The sequence below is a fragment of the Oleidesulfovibrio vietnamensis genome (assembly GCF_055388115.1).
Window position 1 is genome coordinate 1,127,919 of the sequence record NZ_AP042419.1, and the last position, 22,018, is coordinate 1,149,936.

15 protein-coding genes are annotated in these 22,018 nt (G+C 59.8%); 8 read left to right on the top strand and 7 right to left on the bottom strand.

Annotated elements, in window-relative coordinates; all coding sequences use genetic code 11:
• Positions 1-163: 163 nt before the first annotated feature.
• Positions 164-1,021 carry a transporter substrate-binding domain-containing protein gene (locus tag ACZ5D1_RS04820; protein WP_027181912.1) on the bottom strand — a complete coding sequence of 286 codons (858 nt, stop codon included), beginning with the start codon at positions 1,019-1,021 and terminating at the stop codon, positions 164-166.
• 361 nt (positions 1,022-1,382) lie between these two features.
• On the opposite strand from ACZ5D1_RS04820, the gene ercA reads away from it, so the two are divergent.
• Positions 1,383-2,549, top strand: a complete 1,167-nt coding sequence (gene ercA, locus ACZ5D1_RS04825) for an alcohol dehydrogenase-like regulatory protein ErcA (protein WP_464556092.1) — start codon at positions 1,383-1,385, stop codon at positions 2,547-2,549.
• Positions 2,550-2,570: 21 nt separating this feature from the next.
• The gene (locus ACZ5D1_RS04830) at positions 2,571-4,748 is read left to right on the top strand and encodes a PAS domain-containing sensor histidine kinase (protein WP_464556094.1); all 2,178 of its coding nucleotides are present in this window, start codon (positions 2,571-2,573) and stop codon (positions 4,746-4,748) included.
• A 23-nt stretch (positions 4,749-4,771) separates the two neighbouring features.
• Here the strand turns inward: ACZ5D1_RS04830 and ACZ5D1_RS04835 are convergent, their stop codons facing one another.
• Both ACZ5D1_RS04835 and ACZ5D1_RS04840 read right to left on the bottom strand, forming a co-directional pair.
• Positions 4,772-7,114, bottom strand: a complete 2,343-nt coding sequence (locus ACZ5D1_RS04835; RefSeq protein WP_464556096.1) for a sensor domain-containing protein — start codon at positions 7,112-7,114, stop codon at positions 4,772-4,774.
• A 314-nt stretch (positions 7,115-7,428) separates the two neighbouring features.
• On the bottom strand, positions 7,429-8,013 hold the full coding sequence (locus tag ACZ5D1_RS04840; RefSeq protein ID WP_011367189.1) for a tetratricopeptide repeat protein: 585 nt from the start codon (positions 8,011-8,013) through the stop codon (positions 7,429-7,431).
• Between the two features lie 260 nt (positions 8,014-8,273).
• Between ACZ5D1_RS04840 and ACZ5D1_RS04845 the strand changes: the two genes are divergently transcribed.
• The gene (locus tag ACZ5D1_RS04845) at positions 8,274-8,861 is read left to right on the top strand and encodes a DJ-1/PfpI family protein (protein ID WP_027181914.1); all 588 of its coding nucleotides are present in this window, start codon (positions 8,274-8,276) and stop codon (positions 8,859-8,861) included.
• A 70-nt stretch (positions 8,862-8,931) separates the two neighbouring features.
• Here ACZ5D1_RS04845 and ACZ5D1_RS04850 read toward each other — a convergent pair whose 3' ends face one another.
• From ACZ5D1_RS04850 to hrpB, 3 genes are all read right to left on the bottom strand, one after another.
• A complete protein-coding gene (locus ACZ5D1_RS04850; protein WP_464556531.1) occupies positions 8,932-9,555 on the bottom strand; it encodes a flavodoxin family protein in 624 nt (207 codons plus the stop codon).
• A gap of 185 nt (positions 9,556-9,740) precedes the next feature.
• Complete coding sequence (locus ACZ5D1_RS04855) at positions 9,741-11,765, bottom strand: diguanylate cyclase (RefSeq protein ID WP_464556098.1); 2,025 nt, start codon at positions 11,763-11,765, stop codon at positions 9,741-9,743.
• A gap of 137 nt (positions 11,766-11,902) precedes the next feature.
• A complete protein-coding gene (gene hrpB, locus ACZ5D1_RS04860; RefSeq protein ID WP_464556100.1) occupies positions 11,903-14,494 on the bottom strand; it encodes an ATP-dependent helicase HrpB in 2,592 nt (863 codons plus the stop codon).
• Positions 14,495-14,767: 273 nt separating this feature from the next.
• Here hrpB and ACZ5D1_RS04865 point away from each other — a divergent pair, with 273 nt between their 5' ends.
• Positions 14,768-15,241, top strand: a complete 474-nt coding sequence (locus ACZ5D1_RS04865) for an META domain-containing protein (RefSeq protein WP_081428078.1) — start codon at positions 14,768-14,770, stop codon at positions 15,239-15,241.
• 237 nt (positions 15,242-15,478) lie between these two features.
• Positions 15,479-17,665, top strand: a complete 2,187-nt coding sequence (locus tag ACZ5D1_RS04870; protein ID WP_464556102.1) for a malate synthase G — start codon at positions 15,479-15,481, stop codon at positions 17,663-17,665.
• A gap of 248 nt (positions 17,666-17,913) precedes the next feature.
• On the opposite strand, the gene ACZ5D1_RS04875 is transcribed toward ACZ5D1_RS04870, so the two are convergent.
• Positions 17,914-18,258 (bottom strand): RNA recognition motif domain-containing protein, encoded by a 345-nt coding sequence (locus ACZ5D1_RS04875; RefSeq protein WP_011367196.1) that lies wholly within the window; start codon positions 18,256-18,258, stop codon positions 17,914-17,916.
• 741 nt (positions 18,259-18,999) lie between these two features.
• Here ACZ5D1_RS04875 and dgcA point away from each other — a divergent pair.
• The 3 genes from dgcA to dhaL all read left to right on the top strand — a co-directional run bounded on the left by dgcA (position 19,000) and on the right by dhaL (position 22,018).
• Positions 19,000-19,977 (top strand): N-acetyl-D-Glu racemase DgcA, encoded by a 978-nt coding sequence (dgcA, locus tag ACZ5D1_RS04880; RefSeq protein WP_464556104.1) that lies wholly within the window; start codon positions 19,000-19,002, stop codon positions 19,975-19,977.
• A gap of 251 nt (positions 19,978-20,228) precedes the next feature.
• A complete protein-coding gene (gene dhaK / locus ACZ5D1_RS04885) occupies positions 20,229-21,293 on the top strand; it encodes a dihydroxyacetone kinase subunit DhaK (protein WP_011367198.1) in 1,065 nt (354 codons plus the stop codon).
• A gap of 92 nt (positions 21,294-21,385) precedes the next feature.
• On the top strand, positions 21,386-22,018 hold the full coding sequence (gene dhaL / locus ACZ5D1_RS04890) for a dihydroxyacetone kinase subunit DhaL (protein WP_011367199.1): 633 nt from the start codon (positions 21,386-21,388) through the stop codon (positions 22,016-22,018).

The window sequence follows — 22,018 nt, forward strand, 5'->3', positions numbered from 1 at the left end:
TGCGTGCGGGTGCCGGTTTTTGTTATACGCCCGCGCGGAATGCGGCGGCGTCTGATAGTCAGGGAAGAGTGGGTGTCTGCCACATTATGCAGCGTGAGGCAAGCTCTCTTTCAGGCGGCAGGCTGCGGCGGTGTGCGCGGCGGAGTACGGCAGACCGCGGGGTTCAGGGAATATGCTGCGCGGCGGCTGCGGAGCGCATGCGCTTGCAGTAGTCGGTTTTCCGTATGCGCTCCAGTTCGCCTTCCTGTTCAAGCTGTTGTGCGGCGGTGCGCATGCGCCGGCGCAAATGTTCGGGCACAGCGTCCGATGCGGCCAGATACCAGTCCGCATTACTGACAAAAGGCAGCGGAATGCGTTTGGTATGTTTCGGAATACCGCAGCGGCCTCCGATATCAAGATAGCCGTGTATTCTGCCTCCGCGCAGTTTCTTTCTGTTCAGGCCGAATCCTGCGACAGGCTCGAAATGTCCTGCGAACAGCAGATCTCCGGCAAGGGCCTCATTCAGTTCCGGCCCGTAGAACACTCCTTCCTGATAGCCCCAGATGCGGTTTCCGGCGGTCAGGTCGGCCAGACTGGCAGGTGAAAACGGCGGAGCGTCTTTGTCCATCATGAGCACGGTTCCCAGAGAAACCGTCCTGAACAGCAGGTGGTAATGCGCATGGCTGTTCCGGGTGTCGGGAAGCGAAGGGATAAGGCCGACCAAACCGCGTTCCGCGTGGTACAGATTGCGCCGCCAGTTAGTCTGGATGACAGGCACAAGCGTAATGTCCGCGCGTCCGGCAACGGCTCTGGCTATGTCCATCTCGATACCTGTCCAGTTGCCGTCTGTATCTTCATACACATACGGCGGATATTCTCCTACTAGTATGGAAATAAAAGCCCGTCCGTCCGTCTCGCGATAGGCTTGCAGGCCTTTTCCGGCCGTGACGGTGCGTGTTGCCGGTGTTTCCTGGGCATGCAGGCCGGCGGCAGGGAATACAAACAGAACAGCTATGAGTGCGTGCAGTATTTTGGTTATCAATGGATTATGGATAAAAATGGTATGTCCGGTAATACCGGTGTTGTGAGTGCGGATGGCACTGCGCGATAATACTGTGTCTCCGGCAGATACTGCCGTACATTATTTCATACAGTTTGTTAAGCCCCGCGGCCCCATTGCTCTGCTGATGGTATAAGGCACATGGAATAACCATTGGTTCCGGATGGAAAGAACTGCGCGGCAGGGAATATAGTGTGCGGAACTGCAGAATGCGTTGTACGCGGGTGCAGGAAGACAGGCGCATTGCGGATGTGCTGAACCTGCTTGTATTTGTCTCTGCGATGCGTAATAGTGGAAGAAGTATATTTTTACGTCTCCACTGCTAACCTCGGGGAGCCTTCGGATGGTGGATGATTCTTTGTATGCTTTGCGCAAGCTGATTGTGCCCGAAGTGGTCTTCGGTGCCGGAGCGCTCCGTCTGGTGGGTCAGTATGCCGTCAACTTCAACCTGACGCACTGCCTTGTGGTTACCGATGCCGGTGTGGCGTCGGCGGGATGGAGCGGCAGCGTAGTGGATGCTTTGCAGGCTCACGGAGTTAGCTCCACTGTATTCAGCGATATTTCCGCCAATCCCCGCGATACCGAGGTGCGCCAAGGGGTTGCCGTGTACCGCGCGGCAGGGTGTGACGGCATTGTGGCTGTGGGCGGCGGCAGCCCCATGGACTGCGCCAAAGGGATAGGACTGATGGTTTCCGGCGGCAGAGACGTGCTGGAATACGAAGGCGTGGATAAAGTTGAGGTGCCCGCGCCGCCGCTCATCTGTATTCCCACCACGGCGGGCACTAGTGCCGATGTATCTCAGTTCGCCATTATCAATGACGCGCGACGCAGGTTGAAAATAGCCATTGTCAGCAAATCCGCTGTGCCTGATCTGGCGCTTGTCGATCCTTCCACCACTCTTTCCATGCCGCCGCGGCTCACCGCATCCACCGGCCTTGATGCCTTGTGCCATGCGGTGGAGGCCTATTGTTCCACGGTAAGCTCGCCCATGACTGATCTTTTTGCATTGCGCGCCATGCGGCTTATCGGTGCCAATCTGCAGAACGTGCTCGACAACCCGCAGGACATGGCCGCGCGGGAAAATATGATGCTGGCATCCATGTATGCGGGGTTTGCATTTTCCAATGCCATACTGGGGGCGGTTCACGCCATGGCGCACGGTCTGGGGGGGCTGCTGGACATGCCGCACGGAGAGTGCAACGCCATTCTGATGCCCCATGTGGTGCGGGCAAACTGTCAGGTTGTTCCCGCCCGCTGCGCCGATATTGTGCAGGAACTGGGGTTTGCCGGTGCGCCGTCCGGTGCGGATGCACTGGGTGATTTTTTACATGACAGGCTGCTCGATATGCGGCGCAGGGCCGGAGTGACGGCAACGCTGGGCACCATGGGCATGAAGCGTGAAGATATCCCCTCGCTGGCACGCAATGCCATGCACGATGCCTGCATGCTGACCAACCCCCGCAGGTTTACGCTGCAGGAAGTGGAAGCATTGTATCTGGAAGCGTTTTGAAAATGAAATCAAGGGTGCGGCATGATGCAGGATTCCAGAAAAAAACAGCCCGATCTTCCGCCGGACAGTCAGGGGGGTGAGCACCCGCTCCGTGCCGGACAGGCTATTTCTTCCGGAGCGGCAGATGCAGCGTCCGGAGGGTCTTCTGCGCCGCAGGAAGACCTGCAGTACCGTGATGCGGTGAGCAGCCTGATAGGGTTGGGCGAAAAGTCGCTGCGCAAGAGTTATTATCCTGAACTGAGGCGCAAGATTGCTGAGCTGGATGTGTTCCGGCGCATGGTTGACCACGCCAGCGATGCCATGCTGCTGCTGCGGACAGGCCCGCCTCTTGCCGTCACGCATCTGAATTCTGCCGCGCGCCGTCTGCTGGGGCCGGGACCGGAGGAGGGCGGCAGCATTGATCTGGCGGCGCAGCTGGGCCCCCGTGTGGAAGCCGCGTTGCTGGCAAGCAGCAAGGGGGGGCGTTCCAAACGCCTGACGCTGCATGTGCAGCAGGCGGACGGAGCCGAACTGGTGCTCGAAGCCTCGTTTTCGCCCATGCCGTCGGCGGAGGGCGATCCGGGGCAGGTAATCATGGTGGCCCGTGATGTGACAGCGGGGTTCAGGGCCGAACGTTCGCTGCGCGAGAGCGAGGAACGCTTCCGCGTGGTCTTTGAGCAGTCCATGCAGCATGTGGTTGTCCTTTCTCCCGAAGGTCTTATCCTGCGCGCCAACCAGAGTCTGCTTTCCGAATTTGCCATCTCTTTTGACGACCTGCGCGGCCAGCGTCTGAGTGATGCTCCGTGGCTGCGCAATATGCCGGAAATGGCGCGCAATGCCGAATCGGATGTAAGCAGTGCATCGGCGGGTGTCAGCGTGCGCCGGCTGTATCCTGTGCGGCTGCCATCGGGGCAGCTGTTTTTCGACTGCTCTTTCAAACCGGTGCGTGACGATGCCGGACGTATTATCCATGTGGTTGTGGAGGCACGCGATATTACTGCGCTGCTGGAGGCAGAGAATGAATCGCGCATGCTGCGCGGGCTGCTGACCAATGTGGTGGATTCCATGCCTTCGGTGCTGGCTGCGGTTGATGCCGCGGGCAGGGTCATCCAGTGGAACAGAGAGGCCGAACGGATGACCGGAACATCTGCACGCGAGGCCATGGGCCGTCCGGTGGAGGCCATGCTGCCGCATGTGGCTTCGCTGCGTTCGATGGTGCGCTACAGCATGGCCGAACAGCGCCCCATGGCCGAGTCTAAGGTGCCGCGGACGCTGCCCGGCGGAAGGGTTGTTTATGAGGATGTGACAGTGTATCCGTTGTCCACGGGACATGATCAGGGCGCTGTCATCCGCATTGACGATGTTTCGGACAAAGTGCTGATGGAACAGACCATGGTGCAGGCGGAAAAGATGCTTTCCGTCGGCGGTCTTGCTGCAGGTATGGCTCACGAAATCAACAACCCTCTGGGTGCTGTTGTGCAGGGGCTGCAAAATGTGTTTCGCCGTCTTGATCCTGCGGTTGACCGTAACAGCACTGTGGCGGCCGCGCTGGGGTGCGATCTGCATGCCATGGATGCATACATGCGCGAGCGGAAAATATACCGTATTCTTGAAGGAATGCGTGAAGCCTCCATGCGGGCGGCAGATATTGTCCGCAATATGCTCACCTTTTCCCGCAAGTCGGATATGTCGCGCTCTTCGTGCGATCTGCACGCCATGATGGACAGTGTCATTTCACTGGCAGAAGCTGACTACGATCTGAAAAAACATTACGACTTCAAAAGAATAAAGCTGGTCCGGCTGTACGAGCCCGTACCGCTTATCGCCTGTAATAAAACCGAGGTGGAGCAGGTGCTGCTGAACCTGCTGCGTAATGCGGCCCAGTCGTTTTATGCCGTGGGCACCATTGCCGGTTCCGGTACAAAACGGGTGCTGTTGTGCCATGAACCGGTGATAACGGTGCGGATACGCAAAGCGGAGCGCTACGTGTATGTGGACGTGGAGGATAACGGACCGGGTATGCCGGAAGATGTGACCCTGCGCGTGTTCGAGCCGTTTTTCACAACCAAGGCACCGGGCGCGGGCACGGGGCTGGGGTTGTCCGTTTCTTATTTTATCATCACCCGAAATCATAAAGGCACCATGACGGTGACATCGGCGCCGGGCAGAGGCAGCTGTTTTACCGTGGGGCTGCCGCATAACGGCAGCACGCCGGAGTGAATTGAGCGGTCCGTCACCGGCGCTCAGCGCGGGGCACTGTCGTATCTGCGGTTGCGTTTGCAGCGGTACATGGCGTGGTCGGCGTGGCTGATAATCTGGTCCACGTCGGTGGCGTCGTCGGGGCAGACGGCAATGCCGATGGAGCCTGAAACAACGCGCACGGTGCCGTTCAGGTTTATGGGGGTGCTGATGGCGGCGGAAACCCGTTCGGATGCGTGCGCCAGATCTTCGTTACTGCGGATATCGTGCAGCAGAACGATGAATTCGTCTCCGCCGATCCGTGCGCATGTGTCCACCTCGCGCAGACTCTGGCGCAGTCTTTCAGCTACGGTGCGCAACACATGGTCGCCTGCTTCATGGCCCAGAGTGTCATTTATCTCTTTAAAATCATTAAGGTCGATGAACAGAACGGCGAAACGGACCCCGTTTCTTTTGCTCATGGCAACGGAACGGCGCAGTCTGTCCATGAAAAGCCGTCTGTTGGGCAGTCCCGTCAGGCCGTCGTGCATGGCCAGATGCCGGATATGCTCTTCGCTGCGTTTTTGTTCCGTGATGTCTTCCAGCACCAGAACTATGTTGGCCGGATGTCCGTCGTTGTCCACCACGGGAGCAACGGAAACAGACAGCCAGCGGTCATCGCCGTCCTTGCGCGGGCTTTTTATCTCCTGCCGCCAGCGCTCACCTTTGTGCAGCGCCTCCCATACCGGTGCCGAGCTTTCAGGGTCGGCCAGCAGCGGCAGCGGCCTGCCCTGCAGTTCGTGCAGCGTAAAGCCGGTTATTTCTTCGTAACGCGGGTTCAGGTGCACGGTGTTTCCGGCAGGGTCGGTGACCACCACGGCCACGGAACTCTGTTCCAGCGCTTCCGACAGCATGCGGATGCGGCTTTCCTGAGCGCGCCGCTGTGAGATATCGCGGGCGATACCCACCGTACCCACGGCCACGGTGTTGCCCGAAGCGTCTTTTTCCATGATGGGACGTTTGATGATATCGGCCCAGATGGAGACCCCTCCGGCACCGGCAAGCCACTGGTCGTATCGCAGGTCGGCCAGCCTTGTCATGGCGTCGGCATCGCTCTGCCGCTGGTTGGCGGCAAGTTCGCCCGGCCACAGGTCTTCGTCTGTCCTGCCGGGAACATCCAGCGGGTCGCGGTGCAGAAAATCGGCAAAGGCCTGATTGACGGCCAGATACACACTGCCTGCGTCCTTGATCCAAGCCATGTCGGGCAGTCCGTCCAGCAGGGCGTGCAGCTGCCGTTCGTATGCTCTCAGGTTGGTTATGTCGGCCGAAATACCCAATACGCCCTGCGGTTGTCCGTTGGCATCCAACAGAGGCACTTTGCTCACCAGCCCTATGACTGTTCTGCCGTCATGCAGCGGAATGGTGCGTTCGGCATTGATAACCGGACGGCCTGTGTCCAGCACTTCCTGTTCTTCGCGCAGTATGGCGCCGCCGAGGACGGCGGACATGCCCAGATCGGTGTCGGTGAGCCCCAGTATGTCGTTGACAGAAGCGTTGAACAGGTTGCGGGCATACAGTTCGTTGGCTCCCAGATACCTGCTGTTTCTGTCTTTCCAGAAGACATGGTAGGGAATGTGCGCGAGAACGTTTTCCAGCAGGGATGTTTTTTCCGCCAGCTGTTCCTGCAGCCGGTGATGGTCGCTTATGTCACGGGCAATGGCGATGGCGCAGGAAAACCCCTCCAGCTGGACATGGCGGGCGGAGATGAGCACATGGTGAGGTGTGCCGCCGCCGTCGTGCATGACGGCGGGCAGGTTGCTCACACTGCCTTCGCGCTCCAGCATCAGTTCAAACCTGTTGCGCGCACCGTTGCCCCATTCCAGCAGACTGTCCAGAGATTCGCCCAGCAGCTGCCCCCAGTCGCGGGCAAGCAGGCGCTGCAGGCTTTCGTTGACGTCCAGCACCAGCCCGGTGTGCAGATTGACCACCATTATGGGATCCGGCGTGGCGTGAAAGGTGGCCTGAAATTTTGCTTCTCCGCGGCGCGAGGCAATGTCGGAAAGGGCGCTGTCCGCCTGCTTGCGCAGGTGGGCGCGCTCACGCTCCGCTTCTGCAAGGCGTCTGCGCAGCTGATGGTGGTTTTCTTCCAGCGAACTGAGCTGGGCTGCTGTGCGCGCGTGTTCGCGCAGCTGCTTTGTCCACGCGGCGCGCATCTGCAGCCATGCGGCGATACCGCACAGAGTTGCGGCACAACCACCGGCCAACGGCGGCAGCAAAGCAAAAAGTGCCCCGCTTTCCGGTATTCCGGCAAGGCGCAGAAAAAGAGCAGCTCCCAGCGATGCTGTAATGGCGATAAGCAGCACGGCGGCGCAGATAAACGCAATGCGTTTTCCCGTTCCGTGCTGCACGGCGGACCTGTTGATACCTTCCCCCGCTCCCGCCAGACTTCACCGCCTCCCGTCCCCATGACTGTGCGGCGGCCTGTCGGGATGAATTTCCGGTTGCGGCCGTTCCCCCGCGGACGTCAGGTGCAGCCGGACACTATCGGCATATCATGTAGCAGCCGTGTGTTCAAGATATACAGAGACAGTGCAGTATATGGTGCGCAGGTACAGTATGCCGACTGTACCTGCCATGCTGTGTGCTTCATGCGGCAGATGCGGCTGCATGCTGTGCCCTGCTGGTGCGCGTGCACGTTCGTGCTGCCGGCATCTACTTTTTTTCAGGGGCATATGTTCTGTCTGCGGGCCGACTCAAGCCCTGTGCAGTCGCCCGTGGAGCATCCGTTTTCAAAGTCGCTGCATGCTCCGGCGGCGTCTCCCAGCACCAGTTTTGCGCCGCCTCTGATGTTCCATGCCTGATTATACGCGGTGTCATATTCCAGCGCGCGCGTTGTGTCGCGCACCGCGCCTATGGCGTTGCCCATGCGCAGCATTACAAGACCGCGCCATGTATAGCTTTCGGCAGAAGGCTTCAGCCGTACGGCCTGTGTCATGTCGTCAAAGGCTTTTTCCCACCGTTTCTGTTCGCTGTAGGCAAGCCCCCGCCGCAGAAGCGCTTCGGCATAGTCAGGCTCGGCCTCCAGCGCCTTGTTCAGGTATTCCACTGCTTTTTCGGGGTCGCTGCAGGTATTGTCCTTCCACAGCACATGGGCCATGGCATACCATTTTTCCGCGTCCTGCGAATGGGTACCGCTCATGCCCATGGGGTTGAAGCGCGGCAGTTCCGGTTCTTCGCGCCCGCCGCATGCCGTCAGCAGCAGTGCGGCGCACAGGGTCAGCAGCAGTGCGGTTTTGTGTGCGGTCATGGATATTGCTCCTGCGCGGCAGGTGCCGCGGTATATGTTCTGTGCCGGACACACGCTAGCCTAACAGCCGCCGGCAGGCAATGCAGGGCTTTTATCCGGTGCATGCACGGTTGTACATCGCGCCGTATTATGTGCTATGGCAGAGCATCTGCAATGTCGGCTACGTTGCCGCCGTCACTGCGGCGGCTGTGTTCATTACCTGTTCCGCCATGCTGCCTGCGGGCAGCGGCGGGGCGGATTTATCCCGCAAGGAGAGTAAAATGGCTGAAAAACGTATTCTGATGCTGGTGGGTGATTTTGTGGAAGACTATGAGGCTATGGTGCCTTTTCAGATGCTGGGTATGGTCGGGCATACCGTGCACGCCGTGTGCCCCGGTAAAAAAGCCGGTGAAACGGTGAAAACCGCGGTGCACGATTTTGAAGGCGACCAGACCTATACGGAAAAGCCCGGACACAACTTTATGCTGAACTGCGATTTTGACAGCGTTGATGTGGCGCACTATGACGCGCTGGTTGTTCCCGGCGGCCGTGCACCGGAATATATCCGGCTCAACGCCCGGGTTATTGAGATTGTGCGGCAGTTTGACAAGGCCCGCAAGCCCATAGCAGCCGTGTGCCACGGACAGCAGGTGCTGGTGACCGCAGGCGTGCTGCAGGGGCACACCTGCACGGCTTATCCCGCGGTAAAGCCTGACGTGGAGGCGGCGGGCGCCACATGGTGCGAGGTGAACGACACCGCTTCAAACGCCTGCGTCAGCGGGCATGTTGTCACTGCGCCTGCGTGGCCTGCCCACCCCGAATGGATGCGCAAGTTTCTGGAGGTACTGGGAACCCGCATTGAGCCGTAATTTTATTACCGGTAGATAAGAGGCGGGCAGCACGGCTGCCCGCCTTTTCATGTCTTTACCTTGACGGAGGCTAGGCTTCGCCCTCGCCGGGGCCGGAAGCGACAGGATACTCGCCGCGCACCGGTGCGGTGGCCCGTCCGAGCCAGTCAATGGTCCTGCCCAGATGATCCATGTTACCCATGCCTTCGGCATCGCCGGAGACTTCGCCTTTGTGCAGGCCGTAGCCCAGATTCCAGTATACGGAACCGGGAATGATCATCTGCGACATCATGAACATGTGGTTGATGCTGTCAAAAACGTGGATGCCGCCGCCTCTGCGCACAGCTACCACAGCGGCCCCTATCTTGCCGCGCAGCAGGTGTCCGTTGGCAATGGAGACAAGACCTGTTCTGTCGAGAACGGCCTTCATTTCGGATGAGACGTCGGCAAAGTATGTGGGCGACCCCATGATGATTGCGTCGGCGCGGAAAATTTTTTCCGCCAGATCATTGAACAGGTCGGTCGTGACGGAACACCGCCCGTCTTTATTTTCAAAACACTTGTAGCAGGCTATGCAGCCCCGTACCGGTTTGCCGCCCACGCGGACAAGTTCCGTTTCCCATCCTGCTTTTTCCAGCGGGGCCAGAGTCTGGCGCAGCAGGGTTTCCGTATTGCCGCCTTTGCGGGGACTGCCGTTGATGGCTATGGCGTACATGCTGTTCTCCTTGTTGCGGCGGGTGCCGCGTTGCGTTTGCATATGCCGGTCTGCGGCACAGGCGCAGGGCATGGTTTCCATAGTATATGCGGCCCGCTTTCTGGCAAGTACTGAATTAAAAGTGCGTGAGTATGCCGCAGGTAACCACGGATATCACCATGACGGCGTAAAAGACGCAGCGGCGGCTAGCGGATGCGGATGGTGTTGCGGCCTGCTGTTTTGGCCAGATACAGCCGCTGGTCGGCGGCGGCCACGATGCGCTTCGGGGTCAGTTCCGAGGCGGGCAGCTCGTCGGCTTCGGCAATTCCGCCGCTGAAGGTGACCCTCAGATGATGTCCTTCGGCGTCAAAGGTGTGTCCCGAAACTTTTTTCAGCAGCCTGTCCAGAATGCCCAGCGCTTCTTCCCGTCCGCTGTCCAGCAGCAGGATGATGAATTCTTCGCCCCCGAAGCGGGCAACGACATCGTACGGCCTCAGCGATTCCTTCAGCAGGAGGGCAAACTCGCGGATGACTGAGTCGCCGGCCATGTGTCCGTATGTGTCATTTATCCGCTTGAAGTGGTCAAGGTCTAGCAGCGCCACGCAGAGATTGTACTGCCTGCGTTTGTACTGCTCCAGATGTGTTTCCAGCTGACGGAAGAAATGCCTGCGGTTGAAGAGTCCCGTCAGATAGTCGGTCATGGTCATCTGTTCCAGTTCCTGCTGGTATGACTTCAGTTTGCTGATGTCCATGAGAACACCGGCGGCGCGGCCGGAACTGTTGATCATCTGTCCCCGGCACAGCACCCAGCGTTTTTTTCCGCCTGTATCAAGCTGCATTTCTTCTTCAAAGGTGCGGGTGTCGTTTTGCTGCATGTTGCGCAGCGTATGTACAAAGGGCATGGCACCTGTAAGAGAGCGGTTGCCGGCCATGGATTCCAGGGCCGTCTGCAGCGGGGTGTCGCTGCCGCCCAGCATGGTGTGGGCTGTTCTGTCCAGCGATACATGGTCGGATTTCAGGTCCCAGTCCCACCAGCCCAGATTGCCCGCCCACAACGCCAGCGAAAGCCGTTGTTCGCTTCTCAGCGTCCGTTCCTCGGCTTTGCGGCGTGAGGCGATTTCCGCGGTAAGCCTGCGGTTGAAGCGCAGCAGAACAAGGCACAGTCCTACGGCTCCCGCCAGAATGCCTATGCCGGCCCGCACACCCCAGTGGGCGAGCAGGCTGGACGACAGATCAGGATCATGAAGAAAGCCTTTCAGCGTATAATCGGCGTCAGCCAGCCCCAGCTGTACCAGCGTGTCGGCCATGTGTTTCCAGCGGCCGGGATTCATGTGCCCCAGATCGACCAGATGCGGCATAACCAGTTTGCGGCTTTCTTCCGCTTCGAACAGCAGATGCTCGCGCGAGTGGGCAAAGGGGTGATCGCTGTATTTGTTCAGAATGATGTCCACGGCTTCGTCCACATGGTCAAAGGCGTAGGCCCAGCCTTTCATGCTGGCTTCTATGAATGCCTCTGTGCGTTCGGGGTGCCTGCGCACTTCGTTTTCTGAAGAAAAAATGGAATTGCCGTAGAAATCGATACCATACTGGATGGGCCGGATGAGCCGGTAGGGAATGCCCCGCTCGCGCAGAAAAAAAGGCTGGCTGAAAGAATATGCCGAAATGGCGTCAACCTTGCCGTCCAGCAGCAGCTGGGGATTGAATGTCGAATCCACGTGGGTCAGCTGGCTGATGTCGATGCCTTCGTTATGCAGCATGGCATAGGTTTCGGCGTCGCTTTCCAGCCTGCCCATTTCAAAGACTCTGCCCACAAGGTCCTGAGGGGTGTAGATGCCGGAATCCGCCCGTGTGAGAATACAGCGGGCAGAGTGCTGAAACACTGCGGCCAGCATGACCAGCGGTGCACCGCGCAGCCTTGCCAGCAGCACTTCGGCGGCACCTATGCCGTACTGGGCCTTGCCGCGCAGCACCTCCTGCACCGGCACTATGCCCGGCCCGCCGGGTATTATGGTCACATCCAGTCCGCGTTCCGCATAAAAGCCTTTTTCTTTGGCAACATAAAAACCGGCAAACTCGAATTCATGCGTCCAGTGCAGTTGCAGCGTAACCGGCTGCAGGCCCGATGCCCGGACAGGCTGCGCCTGCAGCAGCGTAGTGCACAGGCACAGAACGGCCCATGCGGCAAGCCCGGAAAGGGTGAGAAAAAAACGCCGGCAGCGCGGGACAGTCATGGCCTTGAGTATTCTCCCTGATGCAGCAGGGCGGCTGTGCGCGGTGCCCCGTTGAATCCGCCTGCAATTAAGTACGGTGATTAGCTGTGATAACCGGACAGTAATGCCGATCAGTATGCATATTGTCAACAAAATGTCTATGATACATTTTTAGAGCCGGTATTTGTCCGTCGTGTGGGGCGGGCGGAAACAGGATCGTCGGGCCATGGATGTTTGGGGTAGCGCCCTTTCATTTCAGCTTTGACCTGCCGGTACCCGTTTTTCCAGAATCCTTCGAGGTCCTGAGTTATCTGCAGCGGTCTGCCCGCAGGTGAAAGCAGATGGACAAGCACCGGTATGCGCCCGTTGCCTATGGCGGGCGTGGCTGTGGCACCGAACATTTCCTGCAGCTTTACCGCCAGCACCGGCACAGGGCCGGAATAGTCCAGCCGGATATTTGAACCTGAAGGGACGGTGAGCAGTTCCGGTGCCTCCTGCTCCAGACGGGCAGGCAACGGCCATGGCAGCATCGCCTGCAGGGCTGTTTTCAGGTTCAGGTTTTTCAGCTGTGTCCGCCGCCGGATACCGTCCAGAAAAGGGGCAAGCCATGTTTCCAGTGTCGCCAGCAACGTTTCTTCCGAAAAATCGGGCCAGATGTTTATCTGGTCTGCTCCGCACGGTTCGTGCCTGCGCAGCAGCATGACCCGCTGCCGCAGGGTTTCTGTCTCGCGGGTCCAGGGCAGGGCACTCAGTCCCATGCTGCGGATGCCTTCGCACATGGCCTGCACCGCGGCCTGCGCATGGGGTTTTTCTGCGAGAGGACGCACTTCCAGCGGCAGCTTCCACAGCGTGCGTTGCGTCGTTGCCTCCACTGCTTCTGTCTGAGGGTTCCATTGAATGTTGTCCTGCTGCGCGATGTTGTCTGCGTACAGGGTTTCCACGGTGCGGCTGTCCAGCGCCGCGGCGGCATGAATGCGTGCGTCCGCGTTTTGTCCGTCCAGCTCGGCCGCTACGATGAAGGGGCTGCCGGCCAGCGGGTGGGTGGCAGCTACGATGGCGGCTCTGCCGCAGGTAAGCAGAAAGCGGCCCTGCCCCGTGGCTTTGCCTATGCGGTCGGGAAATGCCAGTGCACAGAGCGCAGCGCAGCGCGCATCCGCAGGCAGTGTGCGCAATGCCTGTACCGCCGGCCGGTCGTCCGGGCCTTTTCCGGCGGCGGCCGCAAGACGTCTGGCCATCTGCGCCGTGCGTGCCGCCGTACGGCTGTCTGTGGTGCGGCCTGTGGCAGCGTCTTCTATGACGGTGCACAGGTCGGCCTGCCTGCGCAGGGCCGATGGTGCTTCTGAAAACACGGCGGCTATGCGGCAGGCCTGTTCCAGAATGTCGGGCTGTTCCGTATCCGCCGCTGTGATTACCATGTGCGCCAGCCGGGGGTGCACCGGCAGGGCGGCCATGCGCGCGCCGTGCTGTGTGATGTGACGCAGACCGGTAGAGGGGGCAGGCTTCAGAGCGCCCAGCTGGCACAGCAGCATTGCGGCCTGTTCCATGCTGGAATGCGGCGGCGGTGTCAGCCACGGCAGCGAATTATGGTCGCAAGCCCCCCAGCGGGCCAGTTCCAGTGCCAGCGGCACAAGGTCTGCTTCCAGTATTTCCGGTCTGTCAAAGGCGGGCATGGCCGGTTCGTCGGCTTTGCTCCACAGCCGGTAGCAGATACCCTCCTGCAGCCTGCCGGCGCGTCCCTGCCGCTGTGCGGCCGCGGCCAGTGACGCTCTGCGTGTGACCAGTCCCGTCATGCCGCTGCGCGGGTCAAACTGTGCTTTGCGCGTCAGGCCGCTGTCCACCACAATGCGTATGCCTTCAAGAGTCAGGCTTGTTTCGGCAACGGATGTGGACAGCACCACTTTGCGCACCCCCTGCGGGGCGGGACATATGGCCGCGTCCTGCTGCTGCGGGGTCAGTCTGCCGTGCAGCGGCAGCACCTGCACGCGGCAGCCGTCGGGTGACACCGCGCCTTGCAGCGCCTCGGCCACCAGAGTTATTTCCCGCAGACCGGGCAGAAAGGCCAGAATACTGCCTTGTTCTTCGTACAACGCGCGGCGTATGCCGTCTGCAATAAGCTGTATGCAGTGATGTCTGTCGAGCATTGAACGGCCGGCAGGCGGCGCAATGTGCCGGGTATGCACGGCATGGCTGCGTCCGGTGGCGGTCAGTACCGGACATCCGCCCATCAGCGCCGCCACGGGAGCGCCGTCAAGGGTGGCGGACATGACAATCAGCCGCAGTTCGGGGCGTAAGGCGGCCTGAACTTCAAGACACAGTGTCAGGCCCAGATCGCCCTGCAGGCTGCGTTCGTGAAATTCGTCAAAAATGACGCATGCTACATCCGTCAGAGCGGGGTCCGACTGGATCATGCGTGTGAGCACCCCCTCTGTGACCACCTCTATGCGGGTACCGGAGCCTGTACAGCTGTGGTGGCGCACTCTGAATCCCACAGTTTCACCGGTGCGCTGCCCCAGCATCTGAGCCATGCGCCGCGCGGCACTGCGGGCTGCAAGCCGGCGGGGTTCCAGCATCACTATACGTCCGGCGGGCAGCTGCGCGTGCAGCAGAGCCAGTGGCACCGCCGTGGTTTTACCGGCTCCGGGGGGGGCCTGCAGAACGCAGCATGTTGTGCGGGCCAGTGTGTCGGTAAGTTCTTGCAGAATTCCGGACACGGGCAGCTGTTGTGTGGCAGCGGGCAGAAAAAGAGACATGACGGACAGGTATTCCTTGTTTTGCGGGGTGCTCCGGATGCGGCGCGCATGTACAGACTGTTTCCGGTCAGCAGTATTTGCTTGGTGCGGAGGGTTTTGTCAAAGCCGCCGGGGATACTCCGCACTTGCGTTCGGGGCTGTCATGCGGCAGAACAACATGAGGATTATTCCGTCCGGCCCCTTTCCGCATGTCAGGGGAGTGCCGGAAAAGACCGCCCGCGGGAGGGCGTGCGGTCGAGCCGGCGGTATGCACACTATATCTGCAGGAGCTGAATGATGATAAAACGAAACCGTTATATTGTGTATGCCTGTCTTATGCTGGCCACGGGCGCCCTTCTTATGCTCGGCGCCTGTGCCGGTCACAGGGGGAGTCAGGCTGTTCCGGCGTCTCCGGCTGATTCCGCCGTGCTGACTGCCGGTGAGTGGCAGCTGACCTCGCTGGCGGGTACGCACGTTTCCGCCGATGCCGGAGTCACGCTTGTTTTTGACGAGGACGGCCGTCTGTACGGCTATTCCGGTTGCAATAATTACTTCGGTACGTGGCAGTTGAAAGACGGCGCACTGACTTTCGGTCCCATGGGCAGTACCAAGCGTGCGTGCGAGGAAAAAGCCATGCGCACCGAGTATGAGTACTTCCGGACCATGACCGGTGTCACCCGTGCGCTGCGCGGGCATGACGGCAGCCTTGTTCTTGCACCGGCGGCGGATGCGCCCGTGCAGGAATCACTCGTATTTATCCGTAAATAAAACCTTGCGCGCGGCGGATGCTCTTTACGCCGCGCGCAACGGACACTCCGGCACGGCATGGCGCCGTGCACCCGCCGCATGACAGGATGCTGCCGCCCCGGGCTGGAGCATTTCCGGTGCTGTATGCTGCATCCTGCTTTTCCAGCTTTTTTGCCGGCAGTATGTCTTTGCGCCTCCGGGCCGCATAACTGCCGTGTTCCGCTGCAACCCTAACCTACGCCATTCGGGGGTTACATAATGACAACAAGAACACAGACCGGCGGTCTGCAGGTGGCATCGTGCCTTTCCTGCCTTGTCGCCAATGAGATAGCGCCGGATACGGGTGTCGACCCTGTGGATTTCTGGGCGGGCGCCGAAGCATTGTTCAGGGATTTTGCGCCGCGCAACAAAGAACTGCTGGAACTGCGCGAAAGCATGCAGCAGTCCGTTGACGCGTGGCACCGCGAACGTGCCGGCAAGCCCCACGATGCGGCGGAATACAAGGCGTTTCTGGAAAAAACAGGCTATCTGCTGCCTGAAGGGGAGGATTTTACCATTTCTCCTGAGAATGTGGACCCGGAAATAGCCGAGGTTGCCGGACCGCAGCTGGTAGTGCCTATTACCAACGCCCGTTATGCCGTCAATGCGGCCAATGCCCGCTGGGGCAGCCTGTATGACGCCCTGTACGGCACCGACGTGATCGCTGAAACGGACGGCATGGAAAAAGGGCCGGACTACAATCCGGTGCGGGGGCGCGAGGTAATGCGTCTTGCAACGGCGTTTCTGGACAGAGCAGTGCCGCTGGACGGAATGTCGCATGGTGATGTGACTGCGTATATCCTGCTTCAGGACGGCCGGCGCCGTGTGCTGGCGGCCCGCGACGCATCGGGGAAAGAGACGGGACTCGCCGCGCCGGAGCAGTTTGTCGGTTTTTCCGGCGGTGATGCGCCTGCCGTGGTTGTTCTGCGCAATAACGGCCTGCATATTGAGCTGCATGTGGACAGAACGCATCCCGTGGGGGCGGCGCATCCTGCCGGTGTGAAAGATGTGGTCCTTGAAGCGGCAGTGACTACCATTCAGGACTGCGAAGATTCTGTAAGCGCCGTGGATGCCCACGACAAGACCAGAACGTACCAGTCATGGCTGGGGCTGATCAAAGGCGATCTGGAAGCCAGCTTTGTAAAGGACGGAACACTGCGCGTGCGCACGCTCAATCCGGACAGGGAATATACGGCGCCTGACGGCAGCGCTCTTGTGCTGCCCGGCCGCAGCCTGATGCTTATCCGCAACGTGGGGCATCTTATGACCACGGATGCCGTGCTGACGGAGGACGGCAGCCCCGTACCGGAGGGGATTCTGGACGCTCTGATGACAGGCTATGTGGCGCTGCACGAACTGAAGGGCAACGTACGCTACCGCAACAGCCGCACAGGCAGTGTGTATATCGTCAAGCCCAAGATGCACGGTCCGGAGGAAGTCCGCTTCACCTGCGATCTTTTCAGCAGGGTGGAGGATATTCTGGGACTGCCCCGTCATATGCTCAAGGTGGGGATTATGGATGAAGAGCGCCGCACGTCGCTGAATCTTAAAGAGTGCATCCGCGCGGCCCGCGAACGGGTTATTTTTATCAATACCGGCTTTCTGGATCGTACCGGCGACGAGATTCATACCTGCATGGAGGCGGGGCCGGTTGTCAGAAAGAATGATATGAAGGCGGAGCGCTGGATAGCTGCATACGAGGACTGGAACGTGGATGTGGGGCTGGCCTGCGGTTTTTCGGGCAGGGCGCAGATAGGCAAGGGCATGTGGCCCAAGCCCGACAGCATGCGCGAAATGCTGGAAACCAAAGGGGCGCATCCCCGCGCGGGTGCAGGTTGCGCATGGGTGCCCTCGCCTGCTGCAGCCACGCTGCATGCCATGCATTATCATGATGTGAACGTGCGCGATGTCCAGACAGCGCTGGCCGCCCGACGGCGCGCCTGCCGTGATGACATGCTGGTGCTGCCGCTGCTGCGTTCGGCACCTGATGCAGGTGCTGTGCGTGAAGAACTGGAAAATAACATCCAGAGCATACTCGGATACGTGGTGCGCTGGATCGAGCAGGGAATCGGTTGTTCCAAGGTGCCTGATATTCACAATGTGGGGCTGATGGAAGACCGTGCCACGCTGCGTATTTCCAGTCAGCATATCGCCAACTGGCTGCATCACGGTGTATGCACGCGGGAAGAAGTTATGGCCGTGTTTAAAAAAATGGCCGCAGTGGTGGATTCGCAGAATGCCGGACATCAGGCGTACACGCCCATGGCGCCTGATTTTGAACGCAGCATCGCCTTTCAGGCGGCGTGTGATCTGGTTTTCAAGGGGCGCGAGCAGCCCAGCGGCTATACCGAGCCGGTGCTGCACCAGCGCAGGCGCGAAGCAAAAACGCGTTTCGGGCAGGTGTAAACGGCCGGAGCATTCGGGCAGCTGCGCTGTCCGGCCGCATTGCCGGATACGGCAGCCCATGCCGGTCCGGCCCGAGCAGGCAGGTTTGTTAATCAGGGCGGTGTCGTTACGGCACCGCCTTTTTTGCTGTGCAGGAACCGCAGCAAAGAAGTCCGGCGCGCAAAAAAAAGCCCCGCACCGTTGCCGGTGCGGGGGAGTGTGCGCATTACGCCGCGCGGCACCTGCGGTGCAGATGCTGGCGGTACGGATTAGTAACGACGGCCGTAGCCGCCGCCCTGTCCGCCACGGTTGCCGTAGCCGCCGCCACCGCCGCTGCGACGGAAGCCGCCGCCACCGCCGCCGGAGCGTTCGGGACGAGGACGAGCTTCGTTCACGGTGATGGAGCGACCGCCCATTTCGCGGCCGTTCAGGGCTTCGATAGCAGCGTTGGCTTCAGAGTCTTCGGCCATTTCTACAAAGCCGAAGCCTTTGGAACGACCAGTGTCGTGGTCAGTGATGATGCGGACCTTGTCGACAGCGCCGAACTCTTCAAAGGCTCCACGCAGGTCGTCTTCGGACATCTGGTAAGAAAGGTTGCCAACATAAATGTTCATCAGGGTTTATCCTCACACTTCGCCATTCGTTAATCTAAAATTCCAGAGTCAGTCCATGGCGAAGCCAGACAGCCCGGGGTGCACACACACCCTAGCGGTACTCGGTGTATGCCGCGTTTCTTCTTGTACAAGGCGGCCGCATAAAGCGTTTGCCGTCTGCCCCGTCAGGATGCTGTGAGATACCGCTAAAAAGAGGCAGACAACTACGCAGAATCATGCCGCGAGAATTTATGCAAGTGTTTTTTTGCGGAGCAACATAAAAAAACCGTTCAGCCTGCCGTGATGTTGGCTGTGGCGGGCGCATGGTTGCTTGCTCCGGCGCTGATTTTCCACAGCTTATTATTTTTTCAGAAAGTATAGGATATTGATTGGGCAATGGAAAAAAGAAGCTCCGGGCGTCGGTGCCGAAGGTGGGGGGGATACCTTGGGCGCCGCGTTTCCCGGAGCTGGTCGGAAGGCAGTGTTACAGGCGGTACCGCGCAAAGACGACCCGCCGGAAGAATCAAGCAAGTTCTGTGCAGACAGGGCAATGGCCGGTGTATTCAGGGTGATAAGTTGTTGCTGCGGCATCTTGCCCCTGCAAAAAATGTAAATATGTCCGACATGATGACTGTCTATCCGACACCGGCTGCCGTGCTGCGGCATTGCGGCGCAGCCGGTAAACACGTATTACCATGGCAGGTTGCACAAAAAAACAGATTATCCGGTATGCTGCGGCATAGCAGGAAGGAGGCGGAGCCGGTGAAGGTGGAGACAACGGTGCGGGCATGGCCTGTGCAGGGCGAGTTTGCCATTTCCCGCGGCAGCAGAACAGAGGCCGTGGTGGTTGAGGTGCGCATATACGGCGAAGGAGCGCAGGGTCGCGGCGAGTGCGTGCCCTATGCCCGTTACGGAGAAAGTGTTGAGGGCGTTTGCGCAGCTGTGCACGAAGCCGTGCGCGGAATGGGCGGGCGGCCGGACAGACAGCTTTTGCAGACCCTGCTGCCTGCCGGTGCTGCGCGTAACGGGCTGGATTGTGCTCTGTGGGAGTACGAGGCCGCACTGCGCGGCGAGCGGGTGTGGCAGCTGGCAGGCTGTATGCGGCCCGTGCCCGTGCATACCGCCTATACGCTCAGTCTGGGTACGCCTCTGGCCATGGGTGCCGCCGCGCGGGAAAATGCGCACAGACCGCTTTTGAAGGTCAAGCTGGGCGGCGCAGGCGATATGGAGCGAATCCGCGCTGTGCACGAAAATGCCCCTGAAGCCCGCCTGATTATTGATGCCAATGAGGCATGGACAGTACAGCAGTATGTGCAGCGGGCGCCGCAGCTGGCGTGTCTGGGCGTGGCTCTTGTGGAGCAGCCGCTGCCTGCGGGGGCGGATGCCGGACTGGCCGGGCTGGACCGTCCCGTGCCGGTATGCGCCGATGAATCCTGTCACGACAGAGCAACATTGCCGCGTCTTGCCGGTCTGTACGATGCGGTGAACATCAAGCTGGACAAGACTGGTGGCCTGACGGAAGCGCTGGCCATGCGCGATGAGGCTGTACGCATGGGCTTCAGAGTGATGATAGGGTGCATGCTGGGGTCGTCCCTTGCCATGGCGCCGGCCCATCTTGTGGCACAGGGTGCTGATTTTGCAGATATTGACGGTCCCCTGCTGCTGGCTGCCGATCACGATCCGGCGCTGTGCTACGAGGGCAGTCTGGTGTATCCTCCGGAGCCTGCCCTGTGGGGATAGGGCGCAGCGCGGCGCCGCGGCGGACGCGCGCCATGACAAATGTCCGGACGGCGGACAAAAAGTTCACGTAATGACGTCGAAAGTGTTCACACAAGTGCGGAATTGACGTAAGAATGCAGCAATCCCTTTATGAACGGGGGCAGAACTTTTCTGCGAGCCGCTGGATTCGCATGAACGACCTGCCGGATGCAGGTCTGGTCAGACTCTCTGAGGCGAGACCGGATGGCTCATAACCAAACGGAGAAAAATCGATGAAAAAGCTGATTAATGCCGTTGATGATGTCGTCCGGGAGCAGCTGCAGGGCATGGCCGCCGCTCATCCCGAACTGCTGGTCCATCTGGACCCGCATTATGTGTGCCGCAGAGATATTCCCGAAGGCAAGGTGGCTGTTGTTTCCGGCGGGGGCAGCGGGCACGAACCCATGCACGGCGGTTTTGTGGGGCATGGCATGCTGGACGGGGCCTGCCCCGGAGAGGTGTTTACATCGCCCACGCCCGACCAGATGTATGAATGCGCCAAAGCTGTGGACCGCGGTGCCGGCGTGCTGTTCATTGTCAAAAACTACACCGGCGACGTGATGAATTTTGAAACCGCCGCCGAACTGTGCCATGCCGATGGCATCAAGGTGCAGAACATACTTATCGACGACGACGTTGCCGTGAAGGACAGCCTGTATACTGCGGGACGTCGCGGGGTGGGCACCACCGTGCTGGCGGAAAAAATTGTAGGCGCCGCAGCCGAAGCCGGTTATTCGCTGGAGCAATGCGCCGACCTGTGCCGCAGGGTGAACAGTTGCGGGCGCTCCATGGGCGTTGCACTGACATCCTGCACGGTGCCTGCGGCGGGCAAGCCTACTTTTGAGCTGGCCGACGGCGAGATTGAAATCGGCATCGGTATTCATGGTGAACCCGGAACGCACCGCAGCTCCATGCAGACGGCGGATGAGCTGACAACCATTGTGGCTCAGGGCATTCTGGACGATCCTGCCTATACCCGCACCGTGCGTGAACTCAATCATGATACCGGCCAGTGGGAAGACAAAAAACTTACCGATGAGCCTTTTGCCAAAGGCGACCGGGTCATTGCTTTTGTAAACAGCATGGGCGGCACCCCCGTAAGCGAACTGTACGCCGTTTACCGCAAGCTGGATGCCATCTGCCGCGACAGGGGCATCGTCATCGAACGCAATCTTATCGGCCCCTACATCACTTCACTGGAAATGCAGGGATTTTCCATCACGCTGCTTAAAGTGGATGATGAAATGCTGAAGTTCTGGGACGCCGGAGCAAACACCCCCGGTTTTGTAAAAATCTGATAACAACATATCCGCCTGCGGGGTCTGCACGGCCCCGCGGCGCAAAGCATATACCGGCCGGCATCGCTGCCGGACCGCCGGAGATTTTCCGCATGCAGATGACCAAGGAACAGGTGCTGGACTGGCTTAAGGCTCTGGCCGCAGAATATAAGGCGCAGAAGGAATATCTGACCGGTCTCGACGCCGCCATAGGTGACGCGGATCACGGAATCAACATGGATCGCGGTTTTGGCAAGGTGCTTGAAAAACTGCCTTCCATGGAAGCAAAGGACATCGGCGCCATTTTGAAGGATACCGGAATGACGCTGCTTTCCAGTGTCGGCGGGGCCAGCGGGCCGCTGTACGGAACATTTTTTATGAAAGCGGGCATGGCGCTGGCCGGAGCGGAAACGCTGGACGAAGCGGCCATGCAGAAGCTGCTGGAAAGCGGTGTGGAGGGCATTGTATCGCGCGGGCGTCCCGTGGAAGGGGACAAAACCATGTACGATATCTGGAAGCCCGCGCTTGATGCGTACACACAGGCAGTGCAGGCAGGCGCCGCGCTTGATGCCGCACTTGATGCCGCGGTGGCGGCCGCGGAAAAAGGTCTGGAAGCCACCGTGCCCATGCAGGCCCGCAAGGGGCGCGCAAGCTATCTGGGCGAACGCAGCATCGGTCACAAAGATCCCGGCGGGGCTTCCTCGTGCATGATGCTCGGCGCGTTGCGTCAGAGTATCGGGGGATAG